The organism is Streptomyces sp. NPDC048623 (genome assembly GCF_040650755.1).
Classification (GTDB): Bacteria; Actinomycetota; Actinomycetes; order Streptomycetales; family Streptomycetaceae; genus Streptomyces.
The window spans coordinates 55,154-79,142 of the sequence record NZ_JBEZHV010000001.1 but is presented as its reverse complement, the minus strand read 5'-3'; the positions used below and the strand labels follow the sequence as shown (position 1 = coordinate 79,142).

The 23,989-nt window shown below is 72.1% G+C and carries 23 protein-coding genes; 8 read left to right on the top strand and 15 right to left on the bottom strand.

Annotated elements, in window-relative coordinates:
• Nucleotides 1-403: 403 nt before the first annotated feature.
• Nucleotides 404-1,639, top strand: coding sequence for a tyrosine-type recombinase/integrase (locus AB0C73_RS00400; RefSeq protein ID WP_362522954.1), 1,236 nt, complete (start codon nt 404-406; stop codon nt 1,637-1,639).
• Nucleotides 1,640-1,711: 72 nt separating this feature from the next.
• Here the strand turns inward: AB0C73_RS00400 and AB0C73_RS00395 are convergent, their stop codons facing one another.
• Nucleotides 1,712-2,479, bottom strand: coding sequence for a phosphoglyceromutase (locus tag AB0C73_RS00395; RefSeq protein WP_362522952.1), 768 nt, complete (start codon nt 2,477-2,479; stop codon nt 1,712-1,714).
• Between the two features lie 125 nt (nt 2,480-2,604).
• Between AB0C73_RS00395 and AB0C73_RS00390 the strand changes: the two genes are divergently transcribed.
• Nucleotides 2,605-3,975: an MFS transporter gene (locus AB0C73_RS00390; protein ID WP_362522951.1), complete on the top strand. Its 1,371-nt coding sequence runs from the start codon at nt 2,605-2,607 to the stop codon at nt 3,973-3,975.
• Here the strand turns inward: AB0C73_RS00390 and AB0C73_RS00385 are convergent.
• Together AB0C73_RS00385 and mshA are read right to left on the bottom strand one after the other, a co-directional pair.
• Complete coding sequence (locus AB0C73_RS00385; protein ID WP_362522949.1) at nt 3,944-4,489, bottom strand: YbjN domain-containing protein; 546 nt, start codon at nt 4,487-4,489, stop codon at nt 3,944-3,946. The genes AB0C73_RS00390 and AB0C73_RS00385 overlap by 32 nt on opposite strands.
• Nucleotides 4,482-5,876, bottom strand: a complete 1,395-nt coding sequence (mshA, locus tag AB0C73_RS00380; RefSeq protein ID WP_362522947.1) for a D-inositol-3-phosphate glycosyltransferase — start codon at nt 5,874-5,876, stop codon at nt 4,482-4,484. Before mshA ends, AB0C73_RS00385 begins: the two co-directional genes overlap by 8 nt.
• A 215-nt stretch (nt 5,877-6,091) precedes the next feature.
• Here mshA and AB0C73_RS00375 point away from each other — a divergent pair, with 215 nt between their 5' ends.
• From AB0C73_RS00375 to AB0C73_RS00365, 3 genes are all read left to right on the top strand, one after another.
• A complete protein-coding gene (locus AB0C73_RS00375; RefSeq protein ID WP_362522945.1) occupies nt 6,092-6,901 on the top strand; it encodes a class I SAM-dependent methyltransferase in 810 nt (269 codons plus the stop codon).
• Nucleotides 6,902-7,142: 241 nt separating this feature from the next.
• The gene (locus tag AB0C73_RS00370) at nt 7,143-8,201 is read left to right on the top strand and encodes an NlpC/P60 family protein (protein ID WP_362522943.1); all 1,059 of its coding nucleotides are present in this window, start codon (nt 7,143-7,145) and stop codon (nt 8,199-8,201) included.
• Nucleotides 8,202-8,511: 310 nt separating this feature from the next.
• The gene (locus AB0C73_RS00365) at nt 8,512-9,756 is read left to right on the top strand and encodes a fused response regulator/phosphatase (protein ID WP_362522941.1); all 1,245 of its coding nucleotides are present in this window, start codon (nt 8,512-8,514) and stop codon (nt 9,754-9,756) included.
• Nucleotides 9,757-9,794: 38 nt separating this feature from the next.
• Here AB0C73_RS00365 and AB0C73_RS00360 read toward each other — a convergent pair whose 3' ends face one another.
• The 5 genes from AB0C73_RS00360 to AB0C73_RS00340 form a co-directional block, all read right to left on the bottom strand.
• Nucleotides 9,795-10,130, bottom strand: a complete 336-nt coding sequence (locus AB0C73_RS00360) for a DUF2516 family protein (RefSeq protein ID WP_362523829.1) — start codon at nt 10,128-10,130, stop codon at nt 9,795-9,797.
• Nucleotides 10,131-10,242: 112 nt separating this feature from the next.
• Complete coding sequence (locus AB0C73_RS00355; RefSeq protein WP_362522939.1) at nt 10,243-10,803, bottom strand: hypothetical protein; 561 nt, start codon at nt 10,801-10,803, stop codon at nt 10,243-10,245.
• A 28-nt stretch (nt 10,804-10,831) separates the two neighbouring features.
• On the bottom strand, nt 10,832-11,224 hold the full coding sequence (locus AB0C73_RS00350; protein WP_362522937.1) for a helix-turn-helix transcriptional regulator: 393 nt from the start codon (nt 11,222-11,224) through the stop codon (nt 10,832-10,834).
• A 273-nt stretch (nt 11,225-11,497) separates the two neighbouring features.
• Nucleotides 11,498-12,043, bottom strand: a complete 546-nt coding sequence (locus AB0C73_RS00345) for a GNAT family N-acetyltransferase (protein ID WP_362522935.1) — start codon at nt 12,041-12,043, stop codon at nt 11,498-11,500.
• A gap of 53 nt (nt 12,044-12,096) precedes the next feature.
• Nucleotides 12,097-14,457, bottom strand: coding sequence for an excinuclease ABC subunit UvrA (locus AB0C73_RS00340; RefSeq protein WP_362522933.1), 2,361 nt, complete (start codon nt 14,455-14,457; stop codon nt 12,097-12,099).
• A 202-nt stretch (nt 14,458-14,659) separates the two neighbouring features.
• Here AB0C73_RS00340 and AB0C73_RS00335 point away from each other — a divergent pair, with 202 nt between their 5' ends.
• Complete coding sequence (locus tag AB0C73_RS00335; RefSeq protein WP_362523827.1) at nt 14,660-15,079, top strand: helix-turn-helix transcriptional regulator; 420 nt, start codon at nt 14,660-14,662, stop codon at nt 15,077-15,079.
• A gap of 10 nt (nt 15,080-15,089) precedes the next feature.
• Entirely contained in the window at nt 15,090-15,509 is a 420-nt protein-coding gene (locus tag AB0C73_RS00330) for a VOC family protein (protein ID WP_362522931.1), read from the top strand.
• Nucleotides 15,510-16,060: 551 nt separating this feature from the next.
• Here the strand turns inward: AB0C73_RS00330 and AB0C73_RS00325 are convergent.
• From AB0C73_RS00325 to AB0C73_RS00310, 4 genes are all read right to left on the bottom strand, one after another.
• Nucleotides 16,061-18,169 (bottom strand): AAA family ATPase, encoded by a 2,109-nt coding sequence (locus AB0C73_RS00325; protein ID WP_362522930.1) that lies wholly within the window; start codon nt 18,167-18,169, stop codon nt 16,061-16,063.
• A 92-nt stretch (nt 18,170-18,261) separates the two neighbouring features.
• A complete protein-coding gene (locus AB0C73_RS00320; protein ID WP_362522928.1) occupies nt 18,262-18,894 on the bottom strand; it encodes a TetR family transcriptional regulator in 633 nt (210 codons plus the stop codon).
• A gap of 18 nt (nt 18,895-18,912) precedes the next feature.
• Entirely contained in the window at nt 18,913-20,169 is a 1,257-nt protein-coding gene (locus tag AB0C73_RS00315) for a GNAT family N-acetyltransferase (RefSeq protein ID WP_362522926.1), read from the bottom strand.
• 212 nt (nt 20,170-20,381) lie between these two features.
• Nucleotides 20,382-21,041, bottom strand: a complete 660-nt coding sequence (locus AB0C73_RS00310) for an ABC transporter substrate-binding protein (RefSeq protein ID WP_362522924.1) — start codon at nt 21,039-21,041, stop codon at nt 20,382-20,384.
• Between the two features lie 141 nt (nt 21,042-21,182).
• Here AB0C73_RS00310 and dtd point away from each other — a divergent pair, with 141 nt between their 5' ends.
• On the top strand, nt 21,183-21,608 hold the full coding sequence (dtd, locus tag AB0C73_RS00305) for a D-aminoacyl-tRNA deacylase (protein ID WP_362522923.1): 426 nt from the start codon (nt 21,183-21,185) through the stop codon (nt 21,606-21,608).
• A 19-nt stretch (nt 21,609-21,627) separates the two neighbouring features.
• Here the strand turns inward: dtd and AB0C73_RS00300 are convergent, their stop codons facing one another.
• From AB0C73_RS00300 to AB0C73_RS00290, 3 genes are all read right to left on the bottom strand, one after another.
• Nucleotides 21,628-22,608 carry a glycine cleavage T C-terminal barrel domain-containing protein gene (locus tag AB0C73_RS00300; RefSeq protein WP_362522921.1) on the bottom strand — a complete coding sequence of 327 codons (981 nt, stop codon included), beginning with the start codon at nt 22,606-22,608 and terminating at the stop codon, nt 21,628-21,630.
• Nucleotides 22,609-22,628: 20 nt separating this feature from the next.
• Nucleotides 22,629-23,087: a transcriptional repressor gene (locus AB0C73_RS00295; RefSeq protein WP_362522919.1), complete on the bottom strand. Its 459-nt coding sequence runs from the start codon at nt 23,085-23,087 to the stop codon at nt 22,629-22,631.
• Nucleotides 23,088-23,182: 95 nt separating this feature from the next.
• Entirely contained in the window at nt 23,183-23,755 is a 573-nt protein-coding gene (locus AB0C73_RS00290) for an FABP family protein (protein ID WP_362522917.1), read from the bottom strand.
• Nucleotides 23,756-23,989 lie beyond the last annotated feature (234 nt).

The following is a 23,989-nucleotide window of genomic DNA, read 5'->3' as shown; positions in this document are numbered from 1 at the left end:
GCCGTGACGCCACCGGGGCAGGCACGGGGAAGCACCGGGGAGGCGGGGAGAACTCCCCAACCACCTCCCCGGGCCGACTCCCCCACAACGACCAGCGAAAACGCCCGTTCGGGGAGCCGGGGAGGCGGCCCGCAGCACTACCCCGAATCCCCCTCCACAGCACCTTTCGAGCCCCTGCCCTCGCCTCCCCGGAGCGAGGGAGACAGCAGGGAGGCAGGGAGAACTCCCTGACCGCCTCCCTGACCCGCCTCCCTCCCTCTGACCAGGGCCAACGCCCCTCCAGGGAGGCAGGGAGGCGCCCTCCCAACCGCCCGGAAATCCCCTCCACAGCCGCTTCCACGGCACCCCCTTGCCTCCCTCCCTGAGGGCAGGCACACCACCCACCTGAGAGGACCCAGCCCACATGGCCGGCAGCATCCAAGACCGTTGGTTCAAGACCGAGACCGACGCCAACGGCAAGACCGTCCGCACCAAGACCGCCCGCCACGGCAGCGGTCTGCGTTACCGGGCCCGCTACTTCGCGCCCGACGGCAAGCGGAAGTCCAAGAGCTTTGCCGACGGGCAGAAGCGCCTCGCCGAGCAGTGGCTCAGCAGCATCAGCGCGGACGTGGCCCGGGGCCAGTACATCGACCCGAACGCGGCCCGGACGACCTTCCAGGAGTTCGCGGAGGGATGGCTGGCGACCCAGAGCGGCGACCCGAACACCAAGGCGTCGATGAAGTCTCAGCTCAAGCTGCACGCCTTCCCGCGCATCGGCGCGCGCCCGCTGGGCTCGTTCCAGCCGAGCCACATCCGCGAGTTCGTGACGCAACTCGAAGCTTCCGGGATGTCCGGCTCGTACGCCCGCGTCATCTTCTCCAACGTGCGCGCCATCCTGAGCGCGGCCGTCGAGGACGGGTGCCTGCCTCGAAACCCCTGTAACTCGCGCACGGTGACGCTCCCGGAGATGGGGGCACGGCGGGTGGTCCCCTGGCTGCCGGAACGGGTCTTCGCGATGCGCGGCGCCCTGGTCGACCGGTTCCAGCCCATGGTGGATGTAGGCGCCGGATGCGGTCTCCGGCAGGGCGAGATCCTGGGGCTGTCGGTCGAAGAGCTGGACTTCGACAACGCCACATTGCACGTCGTGCAGCAGCTCAAGCTGAGTCTGAGTCAGCCGGTGTTCGCCCCGCCGAAGGGCGGCAAGCTGCGGGACGTACCCCTGCCCGAGCCCGTGGCGGACGCGCTCAAGGCCCACATGAAGGTCTTCCCGCCGGTGGAGATCACGCTGCCCTGGATGCGCGCCGGCGGGGCGCCCGTGACCAAGCGGCTGCTCTTCACCGGCCCGCTGGGCGGGCACGTCTGGCGCACGTCGCTGAACGAGGACCACTGGAAGCCCGCACTGGCCAAGGTGGGCGTCATCCCCGCGGCGAAGAGCCGGGAGCACACCGCCGCGCGAGAGCACGGCATGCACGCGCTGAGGCACTTCTACGCCTCGGTGCTGCTGGACTCCGGGGAGAGCATCAAGGCCGTCAGCGAGTACCTGGGGCACTCGGACCCGGGACTCACGCTGAAGGTGTACGCCCACCTGATGCCGAGCAGCCGGGACCGCGCACGGCAGGCACTCGGCAGGGCCCTGAGGCCGGGCGACTCACTAGGCTGAGGGCCCAGCGTGGGCCCAGAGAGAGAAAATGCCCCTGATCCGCGCCGTGAGCGCAGGTCAGGGGCATGATCACTATTCATACTTCTTCTTGCCCTGGTTCTTCACGGCCTCGATGGCCGCCGCCGCGGCCTCCGGGTCCAGGTAGGTGCCGCCGGGCTTCAGGGGCTTGAAGTCGGCGTCGAGCTCGTAGGCGAGCGGGATGCCCGTGGGGATGTTGAGGCCCGCGATGTCGGCGTCCGAGATGCCGTCGAGGTGCTTCACCAGGGCGCGCAGGCTGTTGCCGTGGGCGGCGATCAGGACCGTGCGGCCGGCGAGGAGGTCCGGGACGATGCCGTCGTACCAGTACGGGAGCATCCGCTGGACGACGTCCTTCAGGCACTCGGTCCGCGGGCGGAGCTCCGGCGGGATCGAGGCGTAGCGGGCGTCGTTCGCCTGCGAGAACTCGTTGTCGTCGGCGAGCTCCGGCGGCGGGGTGTCGTACGAGCGGCGCCACAGCATGAACTGCTCCTCGCCGAACTCGGCGAGGGTCTGCGCCTTGTCCTTGCCCTGGAGCGCGCCGTAGTGGCGCTCGTTCAGGCGCCACGAGCGGTGGACCGGGATCCAGTGGCGGTCGGCGGCCTCGAGGGCCAGCTGCGCCGTGCGGATGGCGCGCTTCTGCAGCGAGGTGTGCAGCACGTCGGGCAGCAGGCCGGCGTCCTTCAGCAGCTCACCGCCGCGGACCGCCTCCTTCTCGCCCTTCTCGGTGAGGTTGACGTCCACCCAGCCGGTGAACAGGTTCTTCGCGTTCCATTCGCTCTCGCCGTGGCGGAGGAGGATCAGCTTGTACGGTGCGTCGGCCATGTGTCCGAGCCTAGACGACGGCCGCCGATTGACGTGCACCGTCAATTCACTGGCGTCCGGCGTATGAGATTCGTAAGTTACGAGGACTGCCAGCGGGACTTACGCACCAGGGGGCCGGACCACACATGTCCATCGACTCGCTCAGACGATCAGCACGCGCCACCGTCTCGGGACTCTCCGGCGGGTTCTGGTGGCTCTGGCTGTCGACCCTCGTCAACCGGACCGGCGCCTTCGTCCTGACCTTCCTCTCCCTCTACCTCACCCAGGAGCTCGGCTACTCCGCCTGGTTCGCCGGACTCGTCGTCGCCCTCCACGGCCTCGGCGGCGTCGCCGGCTCCCCGCTCGGCGGCATGCTCACCGACCGCTGGGGCCGCCGCCCCACCATGGTCACGATGCACCTCTCGGCCGCCGCCTGCGCCGTGCTCCTCTCGCTCGTCACCAGCGCCTGGAGCGTCGCCCTCGTCGTCCTGCTCATGGGCATCGCCATGCAGGGCGTCCGGCCGTCCATCAACGCGGCCATCGCCGACATGGTCCCGGCCCACGACGTGCGCCGCGCCTACGCCCTCAACTACTGGGCGCTCAACCTCGGCTTCGCCATCGCCGCCATCGGCGGCGGCGCCGCGATCGTCCTCGGCTACCGCGCCCTCTTCCTCGTCGACGCCACCGCGACCGCGCTCTGCGCCCTGATCGTCTTCCTCCGCCTCCCCGAGACCCGCCCCGAACCGGGAGCGGCGACCGCCGGGACCACCGGGACCACCGGCGAGGACGTGGCCGAGGCGAAGGTCAGCATCCTCACCGTGCTGCGCGACGCGCCCTTCCGCACCCTGGTGACCCTCAACCTGCTCGTCTGCCTGGTCTTCACCGCGCCCTGGATCGGCCTGCCGCTCACCATGGCGGGCGAGGGCCTGAAGCCCTCCGCGTACGGCGCGGTCATCGCCGTCAACGGCATCGTGATCGTCGCCTTCCAGCTGCTCGTCAACCGGATCACCGACAAGCGCTCGCCGGTCCTCCTCCTGACCGTCTCCTCCCTCCTCTTCGCCCTCGGCACCGGCGCCACCGCCCTGGCGGGCAGCTCCCTCGCCTTCGGCGCGACCGTCGTCGTCTGGACGATCGGCGAGATGGTCCACGTCCCGACGAACGCCGCCGCCACCGCCCGGCTCGCACCCGAGCACGCCCGCGGCCGCTACCAGGGCGTCATGGGCATGTCCTGGGCCGTGGCCGGTTTCGTCGCCCCGATCCTGGCCGGCTCGATCGTGGACGGGCCCGGGCCCGACGTCCTGTGGATCTCCTGCGCCGTGATCGGCGCCGTCGCCGCCCTCGGCTACCAGACCCGGCTGCGGACCGCCCTCGCCGAGGCGGAGGCGGAGAAGGAGGAGGCGGAGGAGGCGCTTCCCGTGACCGAGGAGCCCGCCGCCTCGGAGGACGTCAAGGCGGGGGTCAGCGGGGGCAGTGAGGTCAGCGAGGTCAGCCGGTCGGCTTCCGGGTCAGGTTCCTGAACGCGTCGAGGTTACGGGTCGACTCCCCGCGCGACACCCGCCACGCGTACTCCCGGCGGATCGCCGTCGCGAAGCCCAGTTCGAGCAGCGTGTTGAAGTCGCCGTCCGCCGCCTCCAGGACGGACCCGAGGAGCCGGTCCAGCTCCTCGGGGGTGACGGCGGCGAGCGGGAGCTTGCCGGCCAGGTAGATGTCGCCGAGCGGGTCGATCGCGTAACTCACGCCGTACAGCTTGAGGTTGCGTTCGAGCAGCCAGCGGTGGACGCCGGCCTCGTTCTCGTCGGGGTGCCGGACGACGAAGGCGTTGAGCGAGAGGGAGTGGCGGCCCACGCGCAGCGAGAGGGTGGTGAACAGCTTGCGCGTGCCCGGCAGTTTGACCACGTAGGAGCCCGGTTCGGTGGACTCCCACTCCAGTTCCGCGTCCTTGAGGGTGTCCTCGACGATCCGCCGGACGTCCCCGGTCCCCACCGCCCCGGGCCCTACCGCCCCGGTCCCTGCCTCCGCTGCGTCAGCCATGGTGGGAGCGTACGCGACGCCGGTGCTCGCGCATCTCGCGCAGCTCACGCAGCCCGTGCTCGTGGCGCGAACGGTGGTCGTGCATGGCGGCGGTGTACACGTCCGCGGTCGCCGAGGCGGCGGTGTCCCAGCCGAAGGAGCCGGCGTGCCGCGCCGCGGCCGCGCCCATCCGGTCCGAGAGGCGCGGTTCGGCCACGAACCGCTCCAGGGCACGGGCGTAGTCGGCCGGGTCGTGGCCCTGCACGAGGAAACCGGTCACCTCGTCCCGTACGGCCACGGGCAGACCGCCGACCGAGGCCGCGACGACCGGGGTGCCGGCCGCCTGCGCCTCGATGGCAACGAGGCCGAAGGACTCGCTGTACGAGGGCACGACGAGGACGCTCGCGGCGCGGAACCAGTCGGCGAGCCGGTCCTGGCCGACCGGCGGGTGGAAGCGCACGACGTCGGCGATGCCGAGCCTGGCGGCGAGCTTCTGCAGGCCCTCGGGCTTGGCGAGGCCGCTGCCGCTGGGACCGCCGACCACGGGCACGACCATGCGGGAGCGGAGGGAGGGGTCGCGGTCGATGAGGATCGCGGCGGCGCGCAGGAGTATGTCGGGGGCCTTGAGCGGCTGGATGCGGCCGGCGAACGCGGGGATGAAGGCGTCCTGCGGCAGGCCGAGCCGGGCCCGCGCGGCGGCGCGGCCGTCGGCGGGGCGGAAGTGGTCGAGGTTGACCCCGGGGTGGACGACGGCGATCTTGGCCGGATCCGCGTCGTAGAAGCGGGAGAGCTCGTCGGCCTCCTCGGCGGTGTTGGCGATCAGTCGGTCGGCGGCCTCGACGATCTGGGTCTCGCCGATGACGCGGGCGGCGGGCTCGGGGGTGTCGCCGTCGGCCAGCGCCGCGTTCTTGACCTTGGCCATGGTGTGCATGGTGTGGACGAGCGGGACGCCCCAGCGCTCGGCGGCGAGCCAGCCGACGTGGCCGGAGAGCCAGTAGTGGGAGTGCACGAGGTCGTAGTGGCCGTGCCGGTGGCCCGCCCAGGCCTGCATCACGCCGTGCGTGAAGGCACACAGCTGGGCCGGCAGCTCTTCCTTGGCCAGCCCCTCGTACGGGCCCGCGTCCACATGCCGTACGAGCACGCCGGGCGCGAGCTCGACGAGCGGCGCGAGGCCGCCGGTGGTGGCGCGGGTGAAGATCTCCACCTCGACGTTGATCGCGGCGAGCCGCTTGGCCAGCTCCACGATGTAGACGTTCATGCCCCCCGCGTCGCCGGTACCCGGCTGGTGCAGCGGCGAGGTGTGCACGCTGAGCATGGCCACACGGCGCGGGGTGCGGTGCCGGCCGGGAAGCCGGAGCCGCGACGGCGCCACCAGGCCGCCGGCGAACCGGGACACGTACTGGCTCACGTCGGGCTCCTTCCGCTGTCGGGCATGGCAGAGCGAGGGTGCGTCACACCCACCGGCCTGGAGAACACCGGAATGACCGGATTCATTTCCGCCGGCGGGAGCGCTTTGCCAATTCATTACGCCGGGAGGCCTGAATCCGCCCTGGGGGCCGTTGGCGCGGTCGGGCCCCCTAGGGGCGGTCCGGGACCGGGGCGCGTAGCCCTTACGCTCGTGGCATGGCCCGCCGCACCACCAGTAACGCCGTCGTCCGACCCGTCGGGACGGTGACGCGCGGGACCACGAATCCGAATCGGCTGCGGCGGCAGGACCGGTGGATCGCGGCGGTGCACGGGCCGGCGATGCGGCGGTCCGAGGGGGCGCCGGTCGCGGTGGATCTGGGGTACGGGGCCGCGCCGTGGACCGCGGTGGAGCTGCTGGGGCGGCTGCGGACGGCCGATCCGCGTGTACGGGTCGTCGGGATCGAGATCGAGCCCGCCCGGGTCGCGGCGGCGCAGCCGTACGAGCGCGAGGGGCTGACCTTCCGGCACGGCGGCTTCGAGGTGCCGGTGCCCGGCGAGGTCTCGCTGATCCGGGCCGCGAACGTGCTCCGCCAGTACGACGAGGAGCAGGTCGCCGCCGTCTGGGAGCGCCTGTGCGGGCGGCTCGCGCCGGACGGTCTGCTCGTCGAGGGCACCTGCGACGAGATCGGGCGGCGGCATGTCTGGGTCGCGCTCGACCGCTCGGGCCCGCGCACCGTGACCTTCGCGACCCGGCTCGGCTCCCTCGACCGCCCCTCCGACCTCGCCGAACGGCTCCCCAAGGCGCTCATCCACCGCAACGTGCCCGGCGAGCCCGTGCACGCCTTCCTCCGCGACTTCGACCGCGCCTGGGCGGCCGCCGCGCCGTTCGCCTCCCTCGGCGCCCGGCAGCGCTGGATCCATGCCGTACGCGACCTGGCGGCGGACTGGCCGCTCACGGACGGCCCGCGGCGCTGGCGGCAGGGCGAGGTGAGCGTGCGGTGGGACGCGCTGGCGCCCCGTACGTGAGAACCCCCCCTCGTGTCCGGGGCGATGGTGAACTCCCCCTGAATTTCCCCGGGCTGTGGAACGCGTCCGGCGCCGCGTACGTCCACCGTGGGGGGAAGTGACCCGACAGGCCCGGCTTTCCCCTGTTGCTTTCGGGTTTCGCATGGCACTATCGCCAAGGTCACCAGTAAGTTACTGACGGTAAATCAGATTCGGGCAGATTCAGATTCAGGTACAGATTCGGTGTCCTGAGGGGGAGCCAGTGAACCGACGCCGCCACGCCATCGCCACGCTCACCGTGGTCTGCGCCCTGACGGTGCTTGCCTCACCCGCGCTCACGCTCCAGGCCGCCGCCGCCCCGCTCCCGCCCGGGCCCCCGGCGCAGCCGAAGAAGACCCTCGAAGAGGTCCGCAAGGAGATCGACGGCCTCTACCGCCAGGCCGCCTCCGCCACCGACGCCTACAACCTGGCCGAGGAGAGGACCGAGGAGCAGTCCGCCGAGATCGTGAAACTGGCCCGGATGATCGTGGCCGGCCAGGAGAAGATCGACGACCTCAAGGCGCGCGCGGGCGCCGCGGCCCGCGCGCAGTACCGCAACGGCGGCCTGCCGGACGGCGCCCAGTTCGTCCTCACCAACGACCCGCAGCTCTTCCTCGACAACGCCGGCCGCATCCAGGAGGGCCAGAAGGCCACCCGGGACCTGCTCGCCGAAATGACGAGCACCCAGGCCCAGCTGACCGAGTACGCGAAGGACGCCAGCCTCAACTGGAAGAAGCTGGAGGCCAACCGGGTCAAGCAGGCGCAGGCCAAGAAGGAGATCAACGACAAGATCGACGCGGCGAAGAAACTGGAGTCGCAGCTCGCCGCCGAGGAGCGGGCCCGCCTGCTGCGCCTGGAGGAGCAGGAGCAGTACAAGGCGCAGACCGCCTGGATCAACTCCGGTGTCCTCAAGGGGCTGAGCGAGAAGGCCACCCCGGCGGGCAAGCGCGCGGTGGAGTTCGCGACGGCGCAGATCGGCAAGCCGTACGTGTGGGGGGCCGAGGGCCCCGCCTCGTACGACTGCTCCGGCCTGACCCAGTCGTCCTGGGCGGCGGCCGGCCGCGCGATCCCGCGCACCTCGCAGGAGCAGTGGCGGCTGCTGCCGCACGTGGAGATCAAGGACATGCGGCCCGGCGACCTGATCGTCTACTACAAGGACGCCAGCCACATCGGGATGTACGTGGGCAACGGCGCGATCGTGCACGCGCCGCGCCCCGGGCGGAACGTGACGATCACGGGCGCGGGCTCGATGGAGATCCTGGGCGTGGTGCGCCCGGAGTGAGGCGCGCGGAGTGACGTCCGGAGTGAGACGCGCGGGGTGACGTCCGTGGGGCTGCGGTTCGCGGGGTGACGTCCGTGGGGGGCGCCTCCGCCCCCGTACCCTTTCCCCGTCCACCCCCGACGTGACGTTTCTCATCGCGCGAAGGGCCCACCGCCCCGCCCCCGCCGCCTCCGAGCGGCGACTACCTCCCCATCCGTGGCATATGCCATACCGCCGTGCCGGTTCACTCGGTGATCGCCATTCCGCTGCGCCCCGCCGTACCGCTATGGTCGGTGCCGGCCCTCGGGGGGAGGGAAGGAAACCCAGACCGATGCCCGTACCCGTACCGCGCCAGAGAATCGATTCTCCCGCGGCACCCGTAACGCCCGGCACCGCCCACGACCTGACGCTCCTGGTCGTCGAGGACGACCCGGGCGGCGCACTCGCCGTACCCGAGCTGCTCGACGCCGCCGGGACCCGGGTCCGTATCCGCACCGCCCGCAACCTCACCGAGGCCGAGCGGCTCCTCACCGACGACGTGCACTGCGTCCTCGTCGACCTCGCCCTGCCCGCCCCCCGCGGGTCCGAGGACGACCTGCTCGCACCGCTGCGGCACATCCTGCGGCTCGCGCCGCGGCACGCCGTGCTCGCGCTCGCCGCGTCCGCGGACGCGGAGCTGGCCGCCGAGGCGGTACGGGTCGGGGCGCAGGACCACCTCTTCCGGGAGGAGCTGGACGGGCGGCTGCTGAGCCGGGCCATCCGCTACGCGGTCGAGCGCAAGCGGAACGACGTCGTCAAGATCAAGCTGGCGGAGTCGCGGCTGCGGGCGCAGGAGAACGCGCGCCTGGAGCGCGGGCTGCTGCCCACCCCGCTCCTGGAGGGCTCCGACCTGCGGTTCGCCGCCCGCTACCGGCCGGGCCGGTCCCGGGCGCTGCTCGGCGGCGACTTCTACGACACCGTGCGCACCCCGGACGGCACCGTCCACGCGATGATCGGCGACGTCTGCGGCCACGGCCCGGACGAGGCGGCGCTCGGCGTGGAGCTGCGGATCGCGTGGCGGGCGCTGACGTTCGCGGGGCTGTGCGGGGACGAGCTGCTCTCCACCCTCCAGCAGGTCCTCGAGAACGAGCGCGAGAGCGACGAGATCTTCGCGACGCTCTGCACGGTGGACATCTCGGCGGACGGGCGGCGGGCCGGGTTGTGCCTCGCCGGGCACCCGGCGCCGCTGATCGCGCGGTACGGGCGGGCGGCGGAGCTGCTGCCGTACGAGGACGGCGGCCCGGCCCTGGGTCTGCTGCCGCGCGCCCGGTGGCCGCGCCGGCAGGTCGAGCTGGGCGGGTCGTGGAGCCTGCTGATGTACACGGACGGCCTGATCGAGGGGCGCTCGGCGGGACCGGGCTCGGCGCGGCTCGGCCAGGACGGCATGCTCGGCATGATCAACCGGCAGCTGACGGAAGGTCTGCGCGGCGAGGAACTGCTCGACGCGGCGGTGACGGAGGTGCGCTCGCTGAACGGCGGGGAGCTGACGGACGACGTCGCGGTCCTGGCCCTGGAACGGGACAAGGCCCGGGCGTAGCCGCCCGGACCTTGATCACGTCTCTCTGGCTGTCTCTCCTACCGGCCGCCGTTGTACGGGCCGTACGGGCCGTCGCTGCTGGATCCGCCGCGGCGGCCGCCGCCGGAGATCTGGCGGATGGCGGGCCGCACGTCGACCATGAAGACGATGGCGGCGATGAGCCCGGCGATCTGCAGGAACAGCATCGGCCAGAGCAGGTTGAGGATCAGGTTGATCCCGAGGAGGATCAGCCAGAACTTCTTGGTCTGCTTGTCCGCCGCACGGTAGGCGTCCTCGCGCGCCGTGGCGGCGAAGGCGAACGAGACGACGGCGAAGCCGGTGAAGACCAGGAAGATCACCAGGGAGAGAATCGAGTCGAAGCCGTTCGCCAACATGCTGAGCACCGCCTAGGTGTGTGGGTGGAGCGCCTCGCGGCCAAGGTACCCGTTACAACGTTCCGGACACCGGGTTTGGTGCCCGGCCCGCCCGGACCGCGCGGACCGACTGCTACTTCTCGGTGACCGCGGCCTTCTTGGCGGGCGCCTTGCGGGCGGTGGTCTTGCGGGCGGGAGCCTTCTTGGCCTCGGGCCCGGCGCCCTCCGGCTCCTCGGCCTCGGCCTCGGCGACCGGCGCCGGCCCGGTCTTCGACCCGGCCTCGGACTCCGACTCGGGCTCGACGACGACGGCGATCTCGACGATCTCGTCGGCGACCTCGCCGCGCCAGGCCTTCACGGTCTCCTCGCCGTGCGCGGCGAGCTCCTCGTACTTCTCACGGGCCTTGACGGCGTACTCGGCGGCGACGCCGACCCCGCGCAGCGCGAGGTCCTGGGCCTGCTCCCCGAGCTTCTTCAGGTCGGTGTCGATGCCGCCGACGAACTCGGCGAACTTCGCCTGCGCCTTCTCCTGCACCGCCTTCGGGTCCGTCTTGCGCACGGCCTCGATCCGCGCGGGCGCGTCGGCGGCGAGCTGCTCGATGAGCCCGGGCACCTTCTTGGCCTGCTGCGCGGCGAGGTCGGCGGCGCCGGCGGCGAAGTAGAGCGGGGTACGGAGTTCGTCGATGATGGCCATGTTCGTGGTCCTCCCGGAAGTTCAGGTGCTACGTGTCGGCGGGCTGTTCTGCCTGCGGTGCTGCTGCCTGCTGCTCGGCGGCGTTCTCCTTGCGGAAGGAGTCGTAGATCTGGAGCAGCACCTGCTTCTGCCGCTCGTTGATCGAGGGATCGGCCAGAATGACGGCCCGCGTCTCCAGCTCCTCCCGCTCCTGCTCGTCAAGAATCCCGGCGCGCACGTACAGCGTCTCGGCGGAGATCCGCAGCGCCTTCGCGACCTGCTGCAACACCTCGGCACTGGGCTTGCGCAGCCCCCGCTCGATCTGACTCAGATACGGATTCGACACCCCCGCGGCCTCGGCGAGCTGCCGCAACGACAACTGCGCGGTGCGCCGCTGCTCACGGAGGTACTCGCCAAGATTGCCGACGTTGAGTGAAGCCATGCTCCGACCATGCCAGCTCCTGCTAACTATTGCAAGCACCTGCTTGCAATAGTTCTAGAGCTGAGGTCCCGCCTGTCACGGTCGGCCGAACAGCTCGGCCGCCACCCCCTCGCGCAGCCACTCCCGGTGCTCGACGGCCGTCCAGCCGCGATGGCGCCGCGGTCGAGCAGGTCAGCGGTCCGGTCGATCAGCGCGTCGACCGTCCGGGCCGGGTCGGCCTCGGTGCCGAGTGCGGTGGATCCCGGCCGGTCCGCGACCGCCACCGGCGCCTCGTCACGCCACGTCGTCCCGCAGCAGCCCGTACACGTACATGTCCCGCCGCTCCTCGCCGACCTGTTGCCATCCGCGGAGCAGGCCCTCGCGGCGGAAGCCGATGTGCTCGGCGGTGCGGAGGGAGGGGGTGTTCCAGGGTTCGACGTGGAGTTCGAGACGGGGGATGCGGAGGGTGTGGAAGGCCCAGGTGGTGACCGTGGCGAGGGCCGAGGCGGCGGCGCCGTGGCCGCGGGCGGCGGGGGTGAGCCAGTAGCCGAGGGAGGCGCGGCCCTGAGGGAGGTCCTTCAGCCAGAGGCCGATGGTGCCGGCCGGGCGCCCGGCCGGGGTCTCGATCACGAAGGGGTAGCCGGCACCGGTGCTCGCCCGCTCCCACTGGCGCCGGACGAAGGCCTCCGCGTCCGGGTCCGTGTAGGGGGTCGGGATGGTCGAGATCAGGGGGATGTACGGGTCCGCCGAGGCCTCACGGACCAGGGGGAGGTCCGACAGGCGCCAGGGGCGGAGGGTGTGGCCAGACCGGGCGGGGAGGACGGGGACGTCGAGGGGCATCCGCCGATCCTCCCCCGGACGTCGCCGTCCGATGCTCCCGCCGGGCCGACCCGTCAGGCGCCCACGTAGTCCGCGAGGTGGCGGCCCGTGAGGGTGGAGCGGGTGGCGGCCAGGTCGGCGGGGGTGCCCTCGAAGACGATGCGGCCGCCGTCGTGGCCGGCGCCCGGGCCGAGGTCGATGATCCAGTCCGCGTGGGCCATGACCGCCTGGTGGTGCTCGACGACGATGACGGACTTGCCGGAGTCGACGAGGCGGTCGAGCAGGCCGAGGAGCTGTTCGACGTCGGCGAGGTGGAGGCCGGCGGTCGGCTCGTCGAGGACGTACACGCCGCCCTTGTCGCCCATGTGCGTGGCCAGCTTGAGGCGCTGCCGCTCGCCGCCGGAGAGGGTGGTCAGCGGCTGACCCACGGTCAGATAGCCGAGGCCGACGTCCACGAGCCGCTCCAGGATGCGGTGCGCGGCCGGGGTGCGGGCCTCGCCCGCGGCGAAGAACTCCTCCGCCTCCCCCACAGACATCTCCAGGACCTCCGCGATGTTCCGCCCGCCGAAGCGGTATTCGAGCACCGCGGCCTGGAAACGCTTCCCCTCACACTCCTCGCAGACCGTCGCGACCCCGGCCATCATCGCCAGGTCGGTGTAGATCACCCCGGCCCCGTTGCAGGTCGGGCACGCGCCCTCCGAGTTCGCGGAGAACAGCGCCGGCTTCACCCCGTTGGCCTTGGCGAAGGCCTTGCGGATCGGGTCGAGCAGACCGGTGTACGTGGCCGGGTTGCTGCGCCGCGAGCCGCGGATCGCGCCCTGGTCCACCGAGACCACGCCCGCGCCGGCCGGGATCGAACCGTGCACCAGGGAGCTCTTGCCGGAGCCGGCCACTCCGGTGACGACGGCCAGCACCCCGAGCGGCACGTCGACGTCCACGTCCTGGAGGTTGTTCGCGTGCGCGCCGCGGATCTCCAGGGTGCCGGTGGGCGTGCGCACCGAGTCCTTGATCTTGGCGCGGTCGCCGAAGTGCCGGCCGGTGACCGTGCCGCTCTTCCGCAGCCCCGCCACCGTGCCCTCGAAGCACACGCTGCCGCCCGCCGCCCCCGCGCCCGGCCCCAGGTCGACCACATGGTCGGCCACCGCGATCGTCTCCGGCTTGTGCTCCACCACCAGAACCGTGTTGCCCTTGTCGCGCAGCCGGAGCAGCAGGTCGTTCATGCGCTGGATGTCATGCGGGTGCAGACCGGTGGTCGGCTCGTCGAAGACGTACGTGACGTCGGTGAGGGAGGAGCCGAGGTGCCGGATCATCTTGACCCGCTGCGCCTCGCCGCCGGACAGCGTGCCCGAGGGGCGGTCGAGCGCCAGATAGCCGAGGCCGATCTCCACGAACGAGTCGAGGGTCTGCTGCAGCGTGGCGAGCAGCGGCGCCACGGACGGCTCGTCGATGCCCCGTACCCACTCCGCGAGGTCGCTGATCTGCATCGCGCACGCGTCGGCGATGCTCACCTTGCCGATCTTCGAGGAGCGGGCCCCCTCGTTGAGCCGGCTGCCGTCGCAGTCCGGGCAGGTGGTGAAGGTGACGGCGCGCTCCACGAAGGCGCGGACGTGCGGCTGGAGGGAGTCGACGTCCTTCGACAGCATCGACTTCTGCAGCTTGGGGATCAGGCCCTCGTAGGTGAGGTTGATGCCCTCGACCTTGATCTTGGTGGGCTCGCGGTGGAGCAGGTCGTTCAGCTCGCGCTTGGTGTAGCGGCGGATCGGCTTGTCCATGTCGAAGTAGCCGCTGCCGCTGAAGATCCGGCCGTACCAGCCGTCCATCGTGTAACCGGGGATGGTCAGCGCGCCCTCGGCGAGCGACTTCGAGTCGTCGTACAGCGCGGTCAGGTCGATGTCGGAGACCGTGCCCCGGCCCTCGCAGCGCGCGCACATGCCACCGGTGATGGTGAAGCTGCGCTTCTCCCTGACCGTCCTGCCGGCCTTCTCGACGGTCACCGCGCCCGCGCCGCTGATCGAGGCGACGTTGAAGGAGAAGGCCTTGGGGCCGCCGATGTGCGGCTCGCCGAGCCGGCTGAACAGGATGCGCAGCATCGCGTTGGCGTCGGTGGCCGTGCCGACGGTCGAGCGCGGGTCGCCGCCCATCCGCTGCTGGTCGACGGTGATCGCCGTGGTCAGGCCGTCGAGCACGTCGACCTCGGGGCGCGCGAGGGACGGCATGAAGCCCTGGACGAAGGCGCTGTACGTCTCGTTGATCAGCCGCTGCGACTCGGCGGCGATCGTGTCGAAGACGAGGGAGCTCTTGCCGGAGCCGGAGACGCCCGTGAACACCGTGAGACGGCGCTTCGGGATCTCGATGCTGATGTCCTTCAGGTTGTTCTCGCGCGCGCCGTGCACGCGGATCAGATCGTGGCTGTCGGCGGCGTGCGGCTTGCTCATCGTCTCTCCCTGCGGCCCCGTGTCGTTTCCTGGGAGCCAGGCTAGGCGGGCGGTCGGCGCCGTGCTTCTCGATTCCTGCTCACCTGTGGACAACAGGCTCGCCTGTGGAAAAACCGGGGCGGGGCAGGGGGCGCGTGCCATCCTGGGGGTTGTGACGCCACCCACCCTCGACGACCTGGTCAGACTGCGGCGGGCCCGGGACATGATGGACCGCGACTACGCGGAGCCGCTGGACGTCCCGGCCCTGGCGCGCGCCGCCCTGATGTCGGCGGGGCACTTCCAGCGCAGCTTCCGCGCCGCGTACGGGGAGACGCCGTACAGCTATCTCATGACCCGCCGGATCGAGCGGGCCAAGGCGCTGCTGCGGCGCGGGGACCTGAGCGTGACGGAGGTCTGCTTCGCGGTGGGGTGTACGTCGCTGGGGTCGTTCAGCACCCGGTTCACGGAGCTGGTCGGGGTGAGCCCCAGCGCGTACCGGGCCCGGAACCACGACGCGGGCGAGCCGATCCCGGCGTGCGTGGCGAAGTTCCTGACCCGCCCGACGCGGGCGCCCCGGCAAGTCACGGCGCCCGTCGCGGAACCGGTCAGGAACGGAGAAGCGGAAAGCACGGCGCGCTCGTAGCGTCGACGGCATGAACAACACCATCAATCTCGCCCAGTGCTTCATCGCCGTCGACGACCACGACAAGGCGCTCGCCTTCTACCGCGACGCCCTCGGCCTGGAGGTCCGCAACGACGTCTCCTTCGAGGGCATGCGGTGGGTGACCGTCGGGTCGCCGACCCAGCCGGACGTCGAGATCGTCCTGGAGCCGCCGCTGGCGGACCCGAACGCCCCCGCCGCCGACCGCCAGGCCGCCGCCGAACTGCTCGCGAAGGGCATGCTGCGCGGCGTCATCTTCCGCACGGACGACGTGGACGCCACCTTCGAGCGCGTCCGCAAGGCGGGCGGCGAGGTCCTCCAGGAGCCGATGGACCAGCCGTACGGCGTGCGCGACTGCGCCTTCCGCGACCCGGCGGGCAACATGCTCCGCTTCAACCAGCCCCGCGCGTAGCGCCTACCCGGCGGATCGGGGTACGCCGGCCCGGCGAAATCCGAGCCGCCCGGAGGCAGGGCGGGGAGCGTTCCCCCGGGACGTCCCCGTCGTGGCCGCGCGCTTCGCCGCCGCGCCCCGAGGGCCGGCGCTCTATTCAGTCAAGACGCTCCAGCCACTCCCGTACCGCCGTGTAGTCCGCCGCCGTGAGGCCCGTGCGTGGGTCCACGCGGTGGAGGAGGGTGGCGCTCAGTCCACCTCCGTGTGGGCATTCGTCCCGCTGGGGCGGGACGGGTGGGCACACGGGACGGCGCCCATGCGGGCGCGTTCCGCACCTGTACCTGGACCCGCACCCGGAGCCGGCGCCGTACGGCTGGGCGTTCAGGCGCAGGGAGCCTGGGCCCGGCAAGAGGCGCCGTCCGTTGTGCCCACCCGTTCCGCCCCAGCGGAACGTATGCCCACAACGGGGAACGGCAAGGCGCCCCACAACGGGCGGGCACCGATCCTGCGGCGGAGGTGTGGGCGGCCGGGCCGCCGAAGGGGGATCAGGGGGCCGTCGGCGTCCAGGAAGATCAGGGGGCGCATGGCCCCAGCCTGTCACCAGCCGCACCCGACTCGTGCGCCGGACGGGCCAGCGCAGGCGGCAGCGGCTCCCGGTGCACCACGTCGAGCCGGGACACCGCGCGGGTCAGCACCACGTACAGCCGGTGCAGCCCGCGCGGCTCGGCCCCCACGATCACGGCGGGCTCGACGACCACCACATGGTCGAACTCCAGGCCCTTGGCGAGCGAGGCCGGGACGACCGAGACCCGGCCGGAGGAGCCCGGCCGGTCCCCGAGGCCCTCCGCGAGACCGGCCACCGCCTCGTCCGCCGCGATCACTCCCACCGAGCCCTCCTCCTCCAACGCCGCCCGAACCGCCTCCGCCACTTCCCCGGCCACGTCCTCGGCCTGACGTATGGTCACCGCCCCGCCCGCCCGCAGCGAACGGCCCGCCGGCACCCCGGCGCCCAGCTCCGGGAGCAGCCGGTTGGCGAGTTCGACGACGGCCGCCGGAACCCGGTAGCCGGTGGTCAGCGGCACGAGCGCCGCATCCGGCTTGCCGAGGTGGGCCAGTTGCCCGGCCCAGTTCCGGGCCGCCCATGGAGTGGTGCCCTGCGCCAGGTCGCCGAGCACGGTCAGGGAACCGAAGTCCGCGCGGCGCGCGACGGCCCGGCACTCCATCGGTGACAGGTCCTGCGCCTCGTCGACGACCACATGCGCGTATCCCTCGGGCCGCTCCATCAGCCCGGCCAGCTCGTCGAGCAGGACCAGATCGGCGGCGCTCCAGCGGGCGCTGCGGAACGAACGCGGGGGCTTCGCCCAGCGGATCGCCGCCCGTTCCTCGTACGAGAGCAAGCCGCCGCTCCACCGCTCGTCGTCCGGGTCGGTGAGGAAGGCGGCGAGCACCTCCTCCGGGGTCGCCTTGGGCCAGCAGGCCTCGACGGCCGCCGACACCGGCCGGGCGCGCTCGATCCGGCGCACCCACGCACCGCCCTGCGGCCCGGCCCGCCGCTCGGCGCGCAGCTGGAGCGAGCGCACGATCCGCGCCCGCACCCGCTCCCGGCCGATCGCGTAGGGCGGGGCCTCCTCCCGTACGTCCGCGACGATCCGGGCCAGTTCCCGGGCCGGCACGCGCCAGCGGTACGAGTCGTCCGGCACCGTCACGTCCTCGGCGGGCGCCGGGTCCACCCGCGCGTACAGCGCCCGGCGCAGCACCTCGGCCATCCGGGCGTCGTGCTTGACCCGGGCCGCGGCGGCGGTGTCCTCGGCGCGCACCTCGTGCCGGGCGATCTCCTCTCCGATCGTGGACTGGCGCACCCCGGTCTCGCCGAGCGCGGGCAGCACCTCGGAGATGTAGGAGAGGAAGGTGCGGTTGGGGCCGAGGACGAGGAGTCCGGAACGCTGGAGGCGCTGCGGATGCGTGTAGAGGAGGTACGCGGCGCGGTGCAGGCCGACGGCGGTCTTGCCGGTGCCCGGCGCGCCCTGCACGCAGATCGACTCGGCGGGCCCGGACCGTACGAGATCGTCCTGCTCCGGCTGGAGCGTCGCCGCGATGTCCCGCATCGGGCCGACGCGCGGGCGCTCGATCTCCCCGGCGAGGATCGCTCCCACCCGACCGGGCGCCGCGCCCCCGGCATCAGGAGCATCGGTCAGGTGCTCGTCCTCCATCGCCGTCAGGTCCTCCGACGCCCCCGCGCTGCCCGGCGCCCAGCCGAACCGCCGCCGCCGGACCACGCCCCGCGGGTCCTGCGGGCCCGCCTGGTAGTACGCGCGGGAGACCGGCGCCCGCCAGTCCACGACGAGCGGCGGCGCGGCCGGATGCTCGGCGATCCGGCGCCGCCCGATGTGGTGCACCTGCCCGTCCTCGCGGTCGAGCCGGCCGAAGAACAGCGGCCCCGGCGGCATCTCCCGGAAGACCTTGGCGCGGCTGCGCAGGTGGTACCCGAGGGCCTCCGCGTCGGCCCCGGACGCGGCGGTGTCCTCGCCTATGACCACCTGCTCCTCGACGTCCTCGGTCATACGGACGAGGGCGGCGCGGCAGGCGTCGTGGTGAGCGCGTTCCCGGTCGAGGTCCCGGCCGAGGTCATGTCGGAGGTCACGTCGAAGGTCGTCTCGAAGGTCGTCTCGGAGGAGCTTCATGACACGAGAGTACCCCGAGAGCGTTACTCGGTAACATTTTTTACCCGGTCAGTTCGCTCGGCCGTTCACCGTCGCTCGACCGGCCCTCGTCGTCAGTACGGCAGGCCCTCCGCGAGGCGCCGGAACGCCTCCCGCGTCGCCGCCTCCGCCGCCGGCAGCAGCTCCTCCACCCGCTCCCCCGCCTCGACCCGCCGCACGTTCTCCTGCGCCAGGACCCGCAGCACCGCCACGATCTGCGCCGCCGCGAGCCGCGCCGCCAGCGGGTCCTGGTCCTCCCCGCCCTCCCCGCCCAGCGCCGCCGCCAGGAGCTCCTCCGAACGCCCCTGGTACGCGGACATCCGGGCGACCAGCGCCGGAGTCCCGTACAGCAGGCGCAGGAAGGCGAGCACCCGCGGATCGTCGTTGAGACCCGTCACCGGGTCGCGCCGCTCCAGACCCGCGAGCACGTGGTCGCGCAGCGCCGCCAGCGGCTCGGCGCCCGCCGCGCGCGCGGCGGCCACCACGCGGGCCGGCTCGTCCTCATGATCGGCGAACCGGTAGAGCGCCAGGTCCTCCTTGGCCGGGAAGTAGCGGAACAGCGTCGGCTTGGACACCTCCGCCGCCGCCGCGATCTCCGCGACCGACACCGCGTCGAAGCCCCGTTCGAGGAACAGCTCGACGGCGGTGTCCGAGAGCGTCTGCCGCGTCCGCTCCTTCTTCAGCTCCCGAAGCCCGCTCACGGTCACCCCTTCACCCGTTCTCGATCAGAAGATGTCCATGCTCCACGGTCGCCGCGACGTACGCAGCAGCAGGTCCGCCCGTGCCGCCGCGCCGGCCACCGGTTCCTCGATCCGGCCGAGCGCGGCGAGGCGTACCGCCGACTCGTCGCCGAGCGCCAGCGTCGCCAGTTCGGCCACGTCCAGGACCAGATCCGGCGAGGCGGTGGTCGGCGCACACACGCCACCCGCCTGAGAGGCCTCCAGGCGGAAGCGCCCGCCCGCGTACCCCGCCGCGTCCTTCACCTCCAGGACCAGGACGCCCTCCGTCGCGTACGTCCGCGGTGCGAACACCTTCGGTACGTCCAGGATCCGCAGCCACACCATGTCGGCGTGCGTGAGGACCTGCGCGGCGCGCGGGTCGGGAAGCAGCAGCGGGAGTACGTCGTCGGGCGCGCGGTATCCCGTACGCACCTGGGTGATCCAGTCGACCGAGCAGACGAAGCGCCACAGCGCGCGCTCGGCGGCCGGAGTGACCGCGATCAGATCGCGCACGCTTGCCGTGTTGACCGGCTGCTTCCGGTCGTTCCACTTGTCGTCGGCGGTGTACGCGACATAGCCCTCGACCTCGCCGGCGGCGGACCGGTACATCGCGTAGAAGGGCTCCGTCCACGGCTCGAAGGGGTACGAGTTCCCCGTGCCGATGTCCCAGCCGCGCGCCGTACGGGCGGTCACCCCGGCACGCTGCGCGGCGAGCCGGCGGTGCAGCTCCGGGCCCTCCTCGCGGATCTCGGCGCCGTCGGAGAAGTCGATCCGCCCGCCACCACCGACGCCGCCGTCCGCCTCGCCCGACCAGCGGTGGTCCAGGCCCGAACGCGTCACGTCGACGAGCCACTCCGTCACCCAGCTCGCGACGCCGAAGCCGAACCGCCCGTAGATCGGGTACTCGGCGGCGATCAGCGTCGCGCACGCGTCGCCGCGCTCCTTCGCCCGCGCCAGGTCGGCCGTCATCATCCGGCTGAGCAGACCGCGCCTGCGGTGGGTCGGGGAGACGGTGACCGCGCTCACCGCGTTCGCGGCGAGGCTCGCGCCGCCGACGGTGGACAGCTTCTGGTCGAAGGAGTGGAAGGTGGCGACCATCCGGCCCCGGTCGAAGGCGCCGTAGGTGCGGGAGAGGTCCGTGTGCGGCAGCCGGTCGGCGACCTCCTCGTCCTTGAGCACCGGAGGGTTGAGGAAGCCGGTCCGCTTGGCGAGCAGCCACTCCCGGAACTCGGACTCGTCGATCGCGCGCACCTCAGGACTCATCCTTCGAGGCTATGCGGGCGCGTCGGGAGCCCGCACGCGAGTTTCGGCCCGGGTTTCCGACCCGGGTTTCCGACCCGGGTTTCCGACCCGGGTCTCCGACCCGGGTCTCCGCACGCGCGCGTTGCGCGCAGGGCTGTTCCACGCGCGCGTGGAGGCGCGCCCGCTGCCCGTGCCCATGCAGCCCGTGCCCGTACGGCCCGTGCCCGTACGGCTCACGCCAGCAGGTCGTCGACCTGTGCCTCGCCCTCCCGGTACCGGCGGGCGATCTCCGCGCTGCAGTCGTCCGCGGTGCGCTGGAGCTGCTGCCGGCGCCGCGACACCTGGTGTTCGTAGCCCGCGAGCCGCGCCATCGCCAGGTGCAGCTCCTCGTCCGTGCGCGCCGTGAGGTCCGACAGCTCGACCTCCGACAGCATCTCGGACGCCAGCCGCCGGTACTCCTCGCTGCGTGGCGTCGACAGCGTCACGTGCCGCGCCGAACGCGCCACCGCCCCGGGCCCGGACGGCGTGTCCGCGAGGATCTCGGACAGCCGGTCGAGGACCGGCGCCTCCGGGTCGGTGCGCCGCGCCAGTTCCGCCCGCAGGATGTCGATCCGGCCCTGCAGCATCCGCCGTACGTAGCTGAGGTCGGCCTCGTCGCGCTGCGCGTCGCGGCGCAGCGCGCGCAGTTCGGGCAGCCGCAGGGCGCCGAGATCCGGCTGCGGCCCGTCGGGCAGCTCCGGCTCGGCGGTCCGCTGCAGGGGCGGACGCCCGACGGCACCACCGGGTCCGGAGCCGGAGGCGCCCGAGCCGGAGACGCCCGAGCGGGTCGTCGTGGTGGTGGTGGTCAGCGGTACGGGACCGGGCGGCGTGGGCCCGGTGCCAGGTGCACTCATGTGAATCGTCCCCTCGACCGGTGCGGTCGGCCGCACCGCCTGACACGCATGGTGCCACTGCGGACCGGGCGGACGCAGGCGCTCTGCACCCGTTCGGCCCTCCCCGTGTCGGCCGGTGGGCCGATCGGTAGGTTGGTCCGTATGCGAGCAGTGGTGCAGAGGGTCGACGGCGCGAGCGTCGTCGTCGCAGGGGAGACCGTCGGAGAGATCGTCGGCGAGGGGCTGTGCGTCCTGGTCGGGGTGACCCATGAGGACACTCCCGAGAAGGCGGCGCAATTGGCCAGAAAGCTCTGGTCCGTCCGGGTACTGGACGGCGAGAAGTCCTGCTCCGACGTGAACGCGCCGCTGCTCGTCATCTCCCAGTTCACCCTGTACGGGGACGCCCGTAAGGGCCGCCGCCCCACCTGGAACGCCGCCGCGCCCGGCCCGGTGGCCGAACCGCTCGTCGACGAGGTGGTCGCGCAGCTGCGGCAGCTGGGCGCGCACGTGGAGACGGGCCGGTTCGGAGCGGACATGCGCGTCTCGCTCACGAATCACGGCCCGTTCACGGTCCTGATCGAGGTGTGACCCTCCCGTACGGGTTCCCCTACGGCTCGACGACCGTCTCCTGGGCCGCCGCCGTCGTCCCCGCGATCAGTTCGGCGTCCACCGGCACGTTCCGCTTCACCAGGGCCAGGGCGATCGGGCCCAGCTCGTGGTGGCGCGCCGAGCTGGTGACGAAGCCCAGCTGGCGTCCCTCCTCGCCGTCCGCCTTCAGGCGTACCGGCGTGCCGTGTCCGGGCAGCAGCACCTCGCTGCCGTCCAGGTGCAGGAAGACCAGGCGGCGCGGCGGCTTGCCCAGGTTCTGCACCCGGGCGACCGTCTCCTGGCCGCGGTAGCAGCCCTTCTGCAGGTGGACGGCGCTGCCGATCAGACCGATCTCGTGCGGGATGGTCCGGTGGTCGGTCTCGAAGCCGAGCCGCGGCCGGTGGGCCTCGATCCGCAGCGCCTCGTACGCGAGGATGCCGGCCGCCGGCCCGTGCGTACCCGCGAACGCCTCCAGGTCCCCGCGCGGCAGGAACAGGTCGCGGCCGTGCGCCGTCTCCCGTACGACCACGCCCTCGGGCGCGGCGGCGATCGAGCCTGCCGGGAGGTGGACGACGGCGAAGTCGTCGGTGCGGTCGGCGACCTCGACCCGGTAGTAGAACTTCATCGACTCCAGGTACGCGAGCAGCGCGTCCTGCGTGCCCGGCTCGACGTGCGCCCACACCGTCTCGCCGTCGTCGACGAGGTAGAGGGCGTGCTCGATGTGCCCGTTCGCGGAGAGGATCAGCGCGTCGGTGGCCTGGCCGGCGGGGAGTTCGCTGACGTGCTGGGTGAGCAGCAGATGCAGCCAGCTCAGGCGGTCGGAGCCGGTGACGGTAATGACACCGCGATGCGAGAGGTCGACGAAACCGGTGCCGTCGGCGAGGGTCCGCTGCTCGCGGAACAGGTCGCCGTAGTGCGCGGCGACGCCTTCGTCACGGCCTTCGGCGGGGACGGCGCCGGGCAGGGACAGCAGGGGGCTGAGCTTGGAAAGTCGCTGCATAGGAAGAGCCTACGACTCCGCTACGACTCCGTGGTCGGGACCTTCGACCCGGCGGTCGCGGCCTTGTGGGCACAGTCCCGGCACCGGCCGAAGATCGCGAAGTGCTTCATGTCCGTCTCGAAGCCGAAGGTCTCGCGGAGCTTCCCGGTGAACTCGGCGGCCACCTCCACGTCCGCCTCGATGACCTCGGAGCAGTCCCGGCAGACCAGGTGCAGATGGTGGTGCCGGTCGGCGAGGTGGTAGGTGGGCGCTCCGTGCCCCAGATGGGCGTGGCTGACCAGACCGAGCTCCTCCAGGAGCTCCAGGGTCCGGTAGACGGTGGAGATGTTGACGCCGGACGCGGTCCTGCGGACCTCGCCCAGGATCTCGTCCGGGGTCGCGTGCTCCAGCGCCTCCACGGCCTCCAGAACAAGCTGGCGCTGAGGCGTCAGCCGGTAGCCGCGCTGCCTCAGGTCGCTCTTCCAGTCGGTGCTCACCACGCCCCCCAGTGTAGGAGGGCGTGGCGGACACGGGCCGGTCCACTCGCCTGCTTGACTACGTGACTACTCGACTACGCGGCTACGTGACTGCGTGACTACTTGAAGAAGGCGATGCCGTCGTCGGGCATGTCGGGGAGGTTGCGCGCCATCTCGGCGACCTCCTCCGGAGTGACGACCTTCTTCAGGTGCGCCGACATGTAGGGGCGGAGCGGCACCTCGGGGGTGGCCTTCTCGCCGACCCACATGAGGTCGCTCTTGACGTAGCCGTAGAGGCGCTTGCCACCGCTGTACGGGCCGGAGGCGGCGGTGCGGGCGACGGCGTCCGTCGCGATGTCGATCTGCGGCTTCTGGTCGGCGAGCTCGCCGTACCAGACCTCGACGACACCGTCGTCGCGGACCATGACGATCTCGACCTGGCGGTCCTTGTCGATGCGCCAGTAGCCGCTCTCGCTCTCCAGCGGGCGGACCTGCTTGCCTTCGGAGTCGAGCACCCAGGTGTGCGAGTGGTACTCGAGGAAGTCCCGGCCGTCGTGGCTGAACGTCACGGACTGGCCGAAGTTGCACTTCTCGGCGCCGGGGAAGTCGGAGACGCCCGCGCCCTCCCACGTACCGAGCAGGAACGCGAGGGGGACGAGGGACGGGTCGAGGTCGGACGGGATCTGGATCATGAGCAGCTCAGGCGATCTGTTCTCGTTCGGTTGTCAGCTGTCAGCCGGCAGCTGTCAGCGCTGGCCCTGGTACAGCTTCTTCACGGTCAGACCGGCGAAGGCGAGCACCGCGACACAGACGAGCGCCAGCAGAGTTTCGAAAAAGACGATCACTTGGTGCTCCTCGGTGAGCGGTGAAGGCGGACGGGCCGGCCCCCAGCTTAGTGGGCGGGGGGCCGGACCCTCTCGGTGAGG